The following is a 12,100-nucleotide window of genomic DNA, read 5'->3' as shown; positions in this document are numbered from 1 at the left end:
CGCTTTTCAGGCTGACGGGCAGTATATTCCCCTGTCGGGGGAGTATGCGATGACAAGGATCGCGTGGCTTGCGCTGGTTCTGTTTGGCCTGTCAGCCTGCAAGGGTGTTGAAGAGGGCGCGCCACAAGTCGTGGAGCCCGCAGGCGCCCGAACGGGCCATGGTTTTCTCTATGAAACCGGGGAGGGCGTGCGCGAGTACGCCCTTCTGGCCGGAATCCGCGGGGCCGACACCGATCAGTCCCGCGAGGCGCTGCAAGCCTTGCTCGATGAAGCCGGGCCGCGGCTGAGCCTTGTGGAGACCGAGGCCGGTCGTGACCGCTATGATCGCCCGATTGTCATTGCCGTTTTCGATCGGGCCGGAGAGACGGCGTATCTGGACGCAGAGATGGTAAAGTCGGGCCAGGCCTTGGTCTGGCCGCGTCCCGGAGCGGATGCACGCGCAGGCGTATTGCTGGCGCTTGAAGAAGAGGCCCGCATGTCTGGCGCGGGCGCCTGGGGCGAGGGCCATTTCACGATCCGCTCACCCGATCCCGACCCGCTCGCCCAGCATCTCGATAGCGCGCAGATCATGGAGGGCCGGGTGGTCGCCATCGGGGAGGCGCGCAATGGACGCCTCTATCTCAATTTCGGGATGAACTGGCGCACCGATTTCACCGTGAGCCTGAACCGTGAGGATCGTGAGCGGTTTGAGGCCGCGGGGCTTTATGACCCTGCGAGCCTCGAGGGTGCCCGCGTGCGGGTGCGTGGTTGGCTCTATGCTGAAAACGGCCCGATGATCCATGTGCAGAGCCCGTGGCAAATCGAGATTGTCGATGCGCCAGAGCCAGTGACCCTGCCCTGAGACTAGCTCGTGGGCAGAAGGCCAGCCTCTTCAGGATCGCCCACCACTTCGGTGAGATACTTCTTGAGCTTGTTCAGCGCTTGATGCTCGACCTGACGAACCCGTTCCTTCGAGATGCCGAGGCGTTCGCCCAGTTTTTCGAGCGTGACGCTATCCTCGCCCAGACGGCGTTCGCGAATGATCAGTTGTTCGCGTTCGCTCAATCGGGACAGGGCCTCGCCCAGCCACTGGGCGCGCTGGGCCTGGTCGCGGTCCTCCATCACCTGGGTCTCAGGATCCGGGTTCTCATCCGCCAGGAGGTCCTGCCATTCGCCTTCGCCATCCTCGGAGAAAGGCGCGTTCAGGGAGCGGTCGACGGCGGCCAGGCGGCTGGCCATCTTCTCCACATCGTCTTCACCCACACGCAGGGCCTGAGCGACATAGGCGCGGTTCTCCGGCGTCAGCTGGCCCGAACTCGTATCCTTGATCAGGGCGCGCAGGCGACGAAGATTGAAGAAGAGCGATTTCTGAGCCGCCGTTGTGCCCGTGCGCACGATGGACCAGTTGCGCAGCACATAGTCCTGGATCGAGGCGCGGATCCACCAGGTGGCATAGGTGGAAAAGCGCACTTCCCGTTCCGGCTCGAAGCGGGCGGCGGCCTGCATCAGGCCGATATTGCCTTCCGAAACCAGATCGGGAAACGGCAGGCCGTAATGGCGAAACTTGGCGGCGATCGAAATGACCAGTCGCATATAGGCGGTGGTCAGCGCATGCAGCGCCTCCTCATCGCCCTTCTCCTTCCAGGCCGTTGCAAGATTGAGCTCTTCCTCGCGCTCCAGCAGGGGGGCGTCCATCGCCTGCTTCATGAAGCGGCGGTCTGGGTCGGCGGAGCGCGCCGGGGCGGAGCGAGTCTGGGCAGAGTGTGACATCACAGTCGCTTTCGTTTCGCATGGGCCGTTGATCAGTTCATCAGCCTATACGCAACGCAGGCGCTGCTGGATCACGCAATGGTGTGATAGTTCACGAAATGCTGGGGTGGAATGCAAAGCGCCCCGCCAGACGATGTCTGACGGGGCGGCTTGAAATGACGCGCTGACAGGTTTTGACGCCTCAGGCGGCTTTCTTGGTCAGGGTCGTGGTCAGCATTTCCAGAGCCTTTTCGCGGTCGACCTTCTCGACGGCGGCGACTTCGCGCACCATGCGGTCGAGCGCGGATTCATAAAGCTGACGCTCGGAATAGGACGGCTCGGGCTGGTCTTCCTGGCGGTGCAGGTCGCGCACGACTTCCGCGATGGAGATCAGATCGCCAGAGTTGATTTTCGCTTCGTATTCCTGAGCGCGGCGGCTCCACATGGTGCGCTTGACCTTGGGCTTGCCCTTCAGGGTCTTGAGCGCATCCTTCAGGACGTCATCGCTGGCCAGCGGACGCATGCCGGCGGCGGTCGCTTTCGCGGTCGGCACGCGCAGGGTCATCTTGTCCTGTTCAAAGGAGACGACATAGACCTCGATATCAAATCCGGCGACGCTTTCTTTTTCGACGCCCACAACGCGGCCCACGCCATGGGCGGGATAGACCACATAGTCGCTTTTCTTGAACGTCTTGTTGTCGTTGGCGGATTTCTTGGTCATACGAGGCCCTCTCGTCCAAAGCCTGCCGAACTGATCCTGTGTACGAGGTCTAATGGACCGCGCAAAACCCCGCTCTGATCTTGAGTGAAGATCAGCGGCCGGGCTTTTTGTGAAACAGTTACATCAAGGCGGTTGCTGTCCCGGAATATGCGCATCTGCGCTCACCGAAGACAAAGACCATAACAGAAAAACTACAAAAACTCAACTTGATGCGCAGCAACAAGCATTCCGCCCCCGGAAGGCGGTTAACCGAATGCTAAGATTTTGACGGCGTTCAGGGATTCACGAAGCCGGCTTCTCGGAGAAGTATTTCTCCAGCTTGTTCGTGATGGTTTCGAACTCTTTGTAGTCCGCCGGCGGGTCCTTGCGCACCGTGATGTTCGGCCATTCGGTCGCGTATTTGGAATTGAGCGCCAGCCATTTGCCGTCTGCATCGTCCTCGGTGTCAGGCTTGATGGCCTCGATCGGGCATTCGGGCTCGCACACGCCGCAATCAATGCATTCGTCGGGATGAATGACGAGCATGTTCTCGCCTTCATAGAAGCAGTCCACAGGACAGACTTCCACGCAATCGGTGAACTTGCAGCGAATGCAGGCGTCAGTGACGATATAGGTCATCGCGCAGGCGGCCTCGGAACAATGTTGTTAGACAGAAAGTTGGCGGGGACATGGCCCCCTCGCGCCCGTTTGTCAACGGCCCGAGGCGGCATGTCGCGCTTCAGCCCGATCACGATCTGACAGACCCAGCAGCGGCGCCAGACGGCGGATCAGGGCGTCTTCGTGCGCATCCCTTTCGCCATCGGCCAGCACCACGCGCCACAGGTCCTCGAGAATGCTCAGGCGTTGTTCGCGCGGCAATTGCTTGACCACATGGGTGAAGCGGTGATGGTCCACCGCCGCTTCGGCCAGGGTTTCGGCTTCATCCAGCAATTCCGCCGCGCGGGCTGCATCCAGGTCGAAACCGGCGCAGAGCACCGTAATGATCTCCGCCTCCTCGACCTCGGCGTAGATGCCGTCCGACAGGGCCGCTTCCACCAGTAGAACAGCTGTTGAGAGTTCCGGGCTCAGCGACCGCTCTTCAGCGGTTTCGGCTCCGGTAAAGAGGCGTTTCAAGGTCTCAAACATGATCGATCCAGAAAAGAACAGGCATTACTCGGTTTCAAGGCTGTAGCATGACTGCGCTTCGGGCGCGGGTCCACGCCGTTCCGGCAGCGCCCGCACCGTCAGCCGTAGCGGGTCTGCGTCCCGCCGGATGACAAGGCAGTCGCCGGGCCGCACCGGCGCGGCGGGCTTTGTCAGGCGGGTCACCTGTCCGTTGCGATCAATCCGTACAGCGCCTTTTTCAATCATTTGTCCGGCAAGACCGCGCGATTTGTAGAGGCGGGCCCGAAACAGCCACACATCACACCGCATGGACTCGCCGTGCGCGCTCATGAGCGGTCTTGTTCAGGACCTGCCGCATCAGAATCGACAGGGGCGTCGGCCGGCGTTTGAGCCGTGTCTGCAGGCGCTTCGGCCTTGGGCGTCTCCGGCGCCTCAGCAGCGGACTGTTCTGGAGACGCGTCCGTCTTGGCCTCGGCGGGCTTGGCTTTTGACTTCTTGCGCGGCTTGCGGCGTTTCTGATTGGCGGGCTTGGGCTGTTCGAGCTCCAGCGCGGCGAGCGCGGCGAAGGGGGAATCCGGATCGATCGGCTTGTCCTTCACCGGAGCCGGGCGGGGCCGGGCGTCCTTGCGCGGGCCGCCCTTGCCTTGTCCCTTGCCCTTGGCGTGCGGTTTCTGACCCGTTTGGGCGGGGCGTTGGGTCGAGCGCGACCGGCCGGACCACAGCTCAGGCTGATCCTCGGCCGCCTTCTGAACGCGGCGATAGCCCAGCGCCTTGAGCACTTCGCGCAGATCCTCGTTCGAGCAGCCCAAAAGCGCGGTCATCGGCGCATTCGGCTCGAAACGGCGTTCCTTGTTCTCAGAGCGCTGTTCGCGGATGAGATCCGCCAGACGCTCGAGCATATCAAGGCGAACGGCGCGCGGCCCGCACGGCTGGAAGCCGGCCGCGGCGTAATCAGCCAGGGTGTGGCGGCGATCATTGGGAATGCTGGTCAGGCCCGGCGGCGGGTTCACGGCGCGCTCGATATCGCCCTCATGAATCGCCTTGAGCATGGACAGCAGGCGGGCGGCCCCTGGTTTCAGCAGGGCGGGCATGAAGACGGCGTGTTCGCCAATGCGCACGCCCGCGCGGCGCAGGGACTGGCGTTCGGGAACGGACAGCGCCGCCAGCTCGTCCGCGAGCTTGATGCGGGACATGGCGCCGAAGCTTTCCACCAGCTGATAGGCGACGCCGCGAGCCAGGCCATCAAGCTTGCCGTCTTCCTTGAGCGCCTTGCGCAGGGCCAGAAGCGGTTCCAGTCGCGTCTCGGCCTGGCTGGCCGCGAAAGTCATGAGGCGCTTTTCAGCCTGGGCGATCAACTCGCTCGATCCCAGCTCGCCGCCGATCAGAGCGACGGCGGGGGTGAAGGGGTCACTGCCCGCCTTCAGGCGACCGACCGGATCATCCTGCCAGCGCAGCACGCCGTCCTCGCCCAGCGCCAGTGCGCTGTCTTCAGCCTGGGAGAGCTGGGAGAGCAGGCGGTTCACTTCGGGGCGGACCGCTTTCATTGCGGCGTTCGCCACCGCCCGGCGCGCCAGCGGTTCGCCCGCAGCGTCGGCTTCAAAGCTCAGCCCGTTCAATCGTCCCACGAAATGGCCCTCCACAGTGACCTCGCCCAGGCGGTTCAGCCCGGCTTCCAAATCGGTTTTCTCTCGCAGCCCCTTCATCAGCGCGCTGGTGCGCCGGTCAATGAAGCGGGCGGTCAGGCGCTCATGAAGCGCATCGGAGAGCTGATCTTCAACCTCTCGGGTACGGCTCGTCCAATATTCAGGGTCTTTTGTCCAGTCCTTCCGGTGCGCCGCGTAAGACCAGGTGCGCACATAGGCCAGTCTCTGGGCCAGGGCGTCCACATCTCCTGCGGTCTTGGACAGGCGGCTCAACTGCGCATCCAGCCAGGCGTCCGGCAAATAGCCGCTTGGACTGGTCAGATGCATGTAGAGCGTTGAAATCAGACGCGCATGATCGTCCGGGCTGGCCTTCCGGAAGTCTGGAGTCCGGCACACATCCCACAGGCGCGCCGTGCCGCCACGCGCGGCGGCCCGGGCGCGAATGTCGGGGTCGCGGGAGACAAGATCGAGCACATCTTCATCCGATGCGCTGCGCACCCGTTCCAGCACGGGGTCGGGAGAGGGCGCGTTCAGGGAATGGCGCAGGCTGTCGAGCGAGCTGAGATCGAGATGGCTTTCACGCCAGGTCAGCTTCTTGATGGGTTCGAACTCGTGGTCCTCGACCCGTTCGATGATGTCAGGGTCCAGGGGGCGGGCGTCGGCGGTTTCGCCGAAGGTGCCGTCAGACCGGAAGCGGCCCGCCCGGCCGGCGATCTGGCCGACCTCCTGGGGGAACAGCCGGCGGCGCTTGCGGCCGTCGAATTTGGAATAGCTCGCGAAGGCGACGTGATCGACATCCATATTGAGACCCATGCCGATGGCGTCGGTCGCAATCAGGAAGTCCACTTCGCCCGATTGATAGAGCTCGACCTGGGCGTTGCGGGTGCGGGGGCTCAGCGCGCCCATCACCACCGCCGCTCCGCCCCGTTGTCGACGCACCAGCTCGGCGATGGAGTACACATCCTCGGAGCTGAAGGCGACAATAGCCGATCGGCGCGGCAGCTTGGTCAGCTTCTTGGCGCCGGCATAGCTGAGGGTGGAGAAGCGCTCGCGCTCCTCGATCTCGGCCTCGGGTATCAGATGGCGCAAGATGGGCCGCATGGTCGCCGCGCCCAGGAACAGTGTTTCCTGAGTGCCGCGGGCGTGCAGCAGCCGGTCGGTGAAGATATGGCCCCGCTCGGGATCGGCCGCGAGCTGGATCTCGTCCACGGCCAGGAAGGCGGGCCGCATGTTCAGCGGCATCGCCTCGACAGTGCACAGGAAATAGCGCGCCGTGGGCGGCACGATCTTCTCCTCGCCCGTGATCAGCGCCACCGACGCCGGCCCCTTGGCCTTGACCACCTTGTCGTAAAGTTCGCGCGCCAGGAGCCTCAGGGGCAGGCCGAATACGCCGGTCCCGTGCGCCATCATCCGCTCGAGCGCGAGATGGGTCTTGCCCGTATTGGTGGGGCCGAGGATCGCGGCGATACGGTGATCGCCTGCGCGGGCGCGTGACATGACGCTCTCCAGCGAGATTGAGCCGTAACCTTAGAAGGGATGCGGCCTATTGCGTAGCGTCGCCTGCATACAGCTGGGTGGCCTGGATGGTGATCGCGCCGATCCGGGTCTGGGCGCGGAAGCGCACCGGGACATGCACCCCGTCCACAGGGGCGAGCCAGATCGTCACCGGGCGGTTTGTTTCCTCTTCATCGGGGCGATCGCCCGGATCATAGCCGCTGATCGGTTCGATAAACGCCTGGCATCGAATGGCGTCCCCGGTCCACGCGCGCGTGCGCACTTCATCCAGGCCCAGATTGTTGAGCCGCAGATCATAGCGCGCCTTGCCGTCAAATACTGGCAACCGGCCTTCGCAAACCCCGTTCTCGTCGGTCGGCAGGGCGGTCATCAGGCTCAGAAGGGTCGAGATGGGATCAAGCGCGCCCGCCCGGTCCGCGTCACTGGCCGGGGGCTCGCCCATGGATCCGAAGGGCGGCTGGACATCAGGCATCGCCACATTGTTCTCGAAATCGATGCCGACCACGCGTCCCTTGTCGCTGGCGTGATTGATATGCTCATAGCGATAGGGGTGAAGGGCGTCCGGCTGACGATAGCCGTTCGTGGTCGCCTCGATATTGGTGTCGTCAAACCAGCGCAGCAATCCACCGCTCTGAAAAGTGGCGCCGGCTGAATACACGCCATCATTGAAACCGGCGCTCAGGGAGATGTCCGCGACCTTCAGAATCAGCACCGAGCCGGAATAGCGCACATAGACCTGCTCGGGCGGTTCGACGGTCTGCGCCTGGGCCGCCGCGGGCAGTGAGGCCATCGCCAGTGCGGCGAAAGCGGTGCGGGCGTGTTTGGACACTGTCAGCATGAAACTCTTATTCCTCTGGCCCCAGCCGGTGGGCTCAGCCTATCTAACGCGGTCTGGCTGCAAGATGAACGCCAGTTTCTGTGCGGCTGCGCCTTGACGCAGGCCGTCCGGACCGGTACATCGCCCGCTCTCGCGCCGCACCTTGGGTTTTCCCTCTCGCGGTCGCATATAATTTTACGACTGTTGTGGAACAAGGTGGAAGCCATGTCGCGCCGCTGCGAACTTACTGGGACGGGTCCGGTTTCGGGCAACAACGTGTCTCACGCCAACAACAAGACCAAGCGTCGCTTCCTGCCGAATTTGTGTCAGGTGACGCTCGCGTCTGAGGCCCTGGGCCGTTCCTTCCGTCTGCGCATCGCCGCCAAGGCCCTGCGCAGCGTCGACCATGTTGGTGGTCTGGACCAATTCCTGCTGAAAGCTCGTGATGAGCAGCTTTCCGGCAACGCGCTGAAAATCAAGCGCGAGCTGAAAAAAGCTGCGGCGGCCGCCTAAGCCGCTCACGTCTTGACGCGAGAAACAACGCCCGCCGGAAACGGCGGGCGTTTTTCGTTGCGTTTGTCGCCAGGATCACTGACGCAGTTCGAGGACGAAGCTGAACAGCAGCGTGCGCTGGCTGTCGTTGTAATTATCGTCCGAGATCAGGAAGAGGCGTGTCTGGCCCTCGCGCTCGATGACCGCCATGCCCTCGAAATTGTCCACGCTCATCTCATCAGGCTCGATGGCGGCCAGCAATGTGGGGTGGAGTTCCGTGACATTGGGCGCCTCCGCGATCTGTTCGGCGGTCAGGTGCAGGATGTGGATGCGATTGCCCACGTCGCGTGACCAGAAACGCTGCAGGATGTAGAGCCCGTCCGCGCCGTCTGATTCCAGTTCGGTGACGCCGAATTCAGGCTCCATCGCCACCAGATAGGAATTCCCGGTCTGCTCCGGCTCGAACAGGTGCGTGCGGAAGAAGATGTGCACCGGGGCATTGCCCGTCGTGTGCTCCTGCGCGGACCAGAGCCAGTCGCCGATCACCGCGATCCCCTCCATGCCGGCGTTATTGGGCAGGGCTTCGGTTCCGAGCGGATTGGCGAGAGGCGTCGGCAGGGCGTCGTCCACACCGCTCCAGTCTTCACCCAGCTCATAGCGCCAGATGCGGTGCTCACGCTCGAAGCTGACGGCATAGGCGCCATCGCCCAGATCCGCGAGGCCCTCGGAGTCAGCGAAGTCGTCGGACACCGGCTCGCCGGCCTCGTCGAGGATCACCGTGATATGCGGTTCGCTGAGGCCGACGAGCGCATCGCCGTCATATTGCAGCGAGGCGGTCATCCAGTAGCCGCTGTCTGAGACCGCGAGCAAACGTCCGCCGTCTGGTGAAATATCGAGGGCGGACCAGCCGCCAAAGCGCTCCTCGTCGAGATCAAGCGCGACCCCGCCCAGATAGCGCAGATCGCCCAGCCGCGTCCGCCCGGGATCGTCCGGGAAAAGCGGCAGGGGCGTCAAAGACAAGCTGGCGGATTCGGACGCGGTCTGCGCCTCGCCCCCTCCGCCACACGCGATCAAAAACGGGCACAGACAGACAGACAGGCCTAGACGGACAAGCATGCGAACCCCCAGTTCAAGCTCTCGGACTGGTTGTGGATTATGCACGCCCTAGCGGCGTTTGTCCTCTTCAAACAGGGCCGCCAGCTGGTCGGTCATGGCGCCGGCGAGCTGCTCTACATCCACAATCGTCACGGCCTTGCGGTAATACCGCGTCACATCATGGCCAATGCCGATGGCGAGAAGCTCAACATCGGACTTTGTCTCGATCATGGTGATAACTTCGCGCAAATGCTTTTCGAGATAGGCGGGCGAGTTCGCCGACTGGGTGCCGTCATCCACCGGCGCGCCGTCCGAGATCACCATCATGATGCGGCGCTGTTCGGGCCGGGCCAGCAGACGCTTGTGCGCCCAGAGCAGGGCTTCGCCGTCGATGTTTTCCTTCAGAAGGCCGTCTCGCAGCATCAGCCCCAGATTGGACCGGGATCTGCGCCAGGGGGCGTCCGCCGCCTTGTAGATGATATGGCGCAAATCGTTCAGACGGCCTGGATGGGGCGGCTTGCCCTGAGACAGCCATTCCTCCTTGGAGCGCCCGCCCTTCCAGGCGCGGGTGGTGAAGCCCAGGATCTCGGTCTTCACGCCGCACCGCTCCAGCGTCCGCGCCAGTATGTCGGCGCAGGCGGCGGCCACCAGGATCGGACGACCGCGCATGGAGCCGGAATTGTCCAGAAGCAGCGTAACGACCGTATCGCGGAAGTCGGTGTCCTTCTCCATCTTGAAGCTCAATGGCATCATCGGGTCCATGATGATGCGGGGCAGGCGCGCCGGATCGAGCTGGCCTTCCTCGAGATCGAAGGACCAGGAGCGTTGTTGCTGCGCCATCAGGCGGCGCTGCAGGCGATTGGCGAGACGCCCCACCGCGCTTTCAAGCCCCTTGAGATGCTGGTCGAGGGTGCGGCGCAGACGATTGAGTTCGCTGACATCGCACAGGTCCGACGCCTGGATCACCTCGTCGAACTTGGTGGTGAACACCTTGTAGGCGTTGGGATCCTCGCCTGGCGGGCTGACCCAGTTGGGCTTGGCCGATTGCTGGGTCTCGCTGGGCTCGTCATCGGCCTCGACGCGGGTCTGGCTGTCCTCGGCGAAATGGATGTCGTCGGTATCGGCCGCGGTGCCCTTGGCGTCCGCCGCGTCGTCCTCGTCCTCGCCCTGATCCGGGTCGCTGTCAGTGTCGTCCTCGCCCGCTTCGGGCTCCTGCTCGACGCCGGCGTCGTCCTCGCTGTCGTCGGTGTCGTCCTCGTCCTGATCGTGCTCGCCCAGCTCGTCGGTCAGGTCGAGATCCCGGATCACCTGTCTGAGGGCCTCGGCATAGGCGCTTTGATCGTCCGCGGCTCCCGCCAGAGCATCGAGCGCTCCTCCGGCATGACTTTCCAGATCCTCGCGCCAGACCTGCATCAGGCCCTTGGCGTCGTCAGGGGCCGGGCGCCCGGTAATGCGCTCGCGCACCAGCATGGAGATGGCGTCTTCCAGCGGCGCGGTCTGCCGGTCCTCGGCATGGTTCCAGCCTTCACGGCGGCATCGGTCGGCCAGGGCGGCGTCGAGATTGTCCGCCACCCCGCGCATGGCCCGCGCGCCCAGAGCCTCGACACGCGCCTGCTCGGCGGCGTCAAAGATCTTGCGCGCCTGGGCGCCCGGCGGCAGGGCGGACTGGTGGGATTTGGAATTGTGAAGCTGCAGTCTGAGCGCCAGCGCGTCCGCCTTGCCGCGCAGACGCGCCGCATCCTCCGCCGTCATCTTCTCGGGCGGGTTCGGCAGCACGACCTTGCCGCGCGCCAGAGCCGCGTCGCCGCCGAACTTCACGTCCAGCTCGCGATCATGAGAGATCGCGCGCGTGGCCGCGCTCAGCGCACGCCGGAACTGATCTGCAGAAGAGGCGTCAGACATGCCGTGCCCTTAGGCCGCAGCGCCGGACGACAGGGCGCTCTCGGGCAGATCCTCGCCGAAGACGCGCTGGTAGAATTCCGACACGATCGGGCGTTCCAGCTCATCGCACTTGTTCAGGAAGGTCAGGCGGAAGGCCACGCCCGGATTACCGAAGATCTGGGTGTTCTCCGCCCAGGTGAGCACGGTGCGCGGGCTCATCACGGTGGACAGATCGCCATTGATGAAGGCTTCGCGGGTGAGATCCGCGACGGCCACCATGTCCGCAATCATCTTTGCGCCGGCTTCGGTCTTGCCGTACTCGCCCAGCTTGGCGGCGACGATGGCGCGCTCGGTCTCGGCGGGCAGATAGTTGAGGGTGGAGACGATCGACCAGCGGTCCATCTGACCCTGGTTGATCTGCTGGGTGCCGTGATAAAGGCCCGTCGTGTCCCCGAGACCCACCGTGTTGGTGGTGGCGAACAGGCGGAAGTTCGGGTTCGGGCGGATGACGCGGTTCTGGTCCAGCAGCGTCAGCGAGCCCGAGGCTTCCAGAACGCGCTGGATCACGAACATCACGTCCGGGCGGCCTGCATCGTATTCGTCAAACAGGAGCGCGACCGGGCGCTGCACGGCCCAGGGCAGGATGCCTTCCTGGAACTCGGTGATCTGCTGGCCGTCCTTCAGGACGATGGCGTCCTTGCCGACCATGTCGATCCGGCTGACATGGCTGTCGAGATTGACCCGGATCATGGGCCAGTTCAGCCGCGCGGCCACCTGCTCCACATGGGTGGACTTGCCCGTGCCGTGATAGCCCTGGACCATGACGCGCCGGTTGAAGGCGAAGCCCGCCAGAATGGCGCGTGTGGTGGCCGGATCAAACACATAGGTCGGGTCGATGTCCGGCACATGGGCGTCGCGCTGGGAAAAGGCGGCGACCTCGAACCCCGGGTCAAATCCGAACAGGGTCTGGCAATCGGCTTTGGCGTCGGGGGTGAGGCTGATCAGGGTATCGTCGGTCATACGCGGAAAGGCTCTTTGCTGCAGCGCGACAGGGTCGGGACAAACCATAAGCCTCAGACATAGCCCGTCCAAGCCCTGTCGCCA

Annotated in this window: 12 protein-coding genes; 2 read left to right on the top strand and 10 right to left on the bottom strand. The window is 63.9% G+C overall.

The window, feature by feature from the left end:
* The first annotated feature begins 49 nt into the window (after window positions 1-49).
* On the top strand, window positions 50-841 hold the full coding sequence (locus tag OA2633_RS15280) for a thermonuclease family protein (protein ID WP_009801790.1): 792 nt from the start codon (window positions 50-52) through the stop codon (window positions 839-841).
* Window positions 842-843: 2 nt separating this feature from the next.
* Here the strand turns inward: OA2633_RS15280 and OA2633_RS06890 are convergent, their stop codons facing one another.
* From OA2633_RS06890 to OA2633_RS06860, 7 genes are all read right to left on the bottom strand, one after another.
* On the bottom strand, window positions 844-1,749 hold the full coding sequence (locus OA2633_RS06890) for an RNA polymerase factor sigma-32 (RefSeq protein WP_009801789.1): 906 nt from the start codon (window positions 1,747-1,749) through the stop codon (window positions 844-846).
* A gap of 181 nt (window positions 1,750-1,930) precedes the next feature.
* The gene (locus tag OA2633_RS06885) at window positions 1,931-2,449 is read right to left on the bottom strand and encodes a CarD family transcriptional regulator (protein ID WP_009801788.1); all 519 of its coding nucleotides are present in this window, start codon (window positions 2,447-2,449) and stop codon (window positions 1,931-1,933) included.
* Between the two features lie 282 nt (window positions 2,450-2,731).
* Complete coding sequence (gene fdxA / locus OA2633_RS06880; RefSeq protein ID WP_009801787.1) at window positions 2,732-3,067, bottom strand: ferredoxin FdxA; 336 nt, start codon at window positions 3,065-3,067, stop codon at window positions 2,732-2,734.
* Between the two features lie 72 nt (window positions 3,068-3,139).
* Window positions 3,140-3,574 (bottom strand): TerB family tellurite resistance protein, encoded by a 435-nt coding sequence (locus tag OA2633_RS06875; protein ID WP_009801786.1) that lies wholly within the window; start codon window positions 3,572-3,574, stop codon window positions 3,140-3,142.
* Between the two features lie 24 nt (window positions 3,575-3,598).
* Window positions 3,599-3,883, bottom strand: coding sequence for an RNA-binding S4 domain-containing protein (locus OA2633_RS06870; protein ID WP_009801785.1), 285 nt, complete (start codon window positions 3,881-3,883; stop codon window positions 3,599-3,601).
* Window positions 3,880-6,693, bottom strand: a complete 2,814-nt coding sequence (locus OA2633_RS06865) for a helicase-related protein (RefSeq protein ID WP_009801784.1) — start codon at window positions 6,691-6,693, stop codon at window positions 3,880-3,882. Before OA2633_RS06865 ends, OA2633_RS06870 begins: the two co-directional genes overlap by 4 nt.
* A 46-nt stretch (window positions 6,694-6,739) precedes the next feature.
* Window positions 6,740-7,549, bottom strand: a complete 810-nt coding sequence (locus OA2633_RS06860) for a DUF3108 domain-containing protein (protein ID WP_009801783.1) — start codon at window positions 7,547-7,549, stop codon at window positions 6,740-6,742.
* A 204-nt stretch (window positions 7,550-7,753) separates the two neighbouring features.
* On the opposite strand from OA2633_RS06860, the gene rpmB reads away from it, so the two are divergent.
* On the top strand, window positions 7,754-8,041 hold the full coding sequence (gene rpmB, locus OA2633_RS06855) for a 50S ribosomal protein L28 (RefSeq protein WP_009801782.1): 288 nt from the start codon (window positions 7,754-7,756) through the stop codon (window positions 8,039-8,041).
* Window positions 8,042-8,116: 75 nt separating this feature from the next.
* Here rpmB and OA2633_RS06850 read toward each other — a convergent pair whose 3' ends face one another.
* From OA2633_RS06850 to cobS, 3 genes are read right to left on the bottom strand one after another with little or no spacing between them, the layout of a single operon-like run.
* Window positions 8,117-9,136, bottom strand: coding sequence for an esterase-like activity of phytase family protein (locus OA2633_RS06850; RefSeq protein WP_009801781.1), 1,020 nt, complete (start codon window positions 9,134-9,136; stop codon window positions 8,117-8,119).
* Between the two features lie 48 nt (window positions 9,137-9,184).
* A complete protein-coding gene (gene cobT / locus OA2633_RS06845) occupies window positions 9,185-11,017 on the bottom strand; it encodes a cobaltochelatase subunit CobT (protein WP_009801780.1) in 1,833 nt (610 codons plus the stop codon).
* Between the two features lie 9 nt (window positions 11,018-11,026).
* Entirely contained in the window at window positions 11,027-12,016 is a 990-nt protein-coding gene (gene cobS / locus OA2633_RS06840) for a cobaltochelatase subunit CobS (protein ID WP_009801779.1), read from the bottom strand.
* Window positions 12,017-12,100 lie beyond the last annotated feature (84 nt).

The organism is Oceanicaulis sp. HTCC2633 (assembly GCF_000152745.1).
Lineage (GTDB): Bacteria > Pseudomonadota > Alphaproteobacteria > Caulobacterales > Maricaulaceae > Oceanicaulis.
This window is presented reverse-complemented; position numbering and strand designations above follow the sequence as displayed.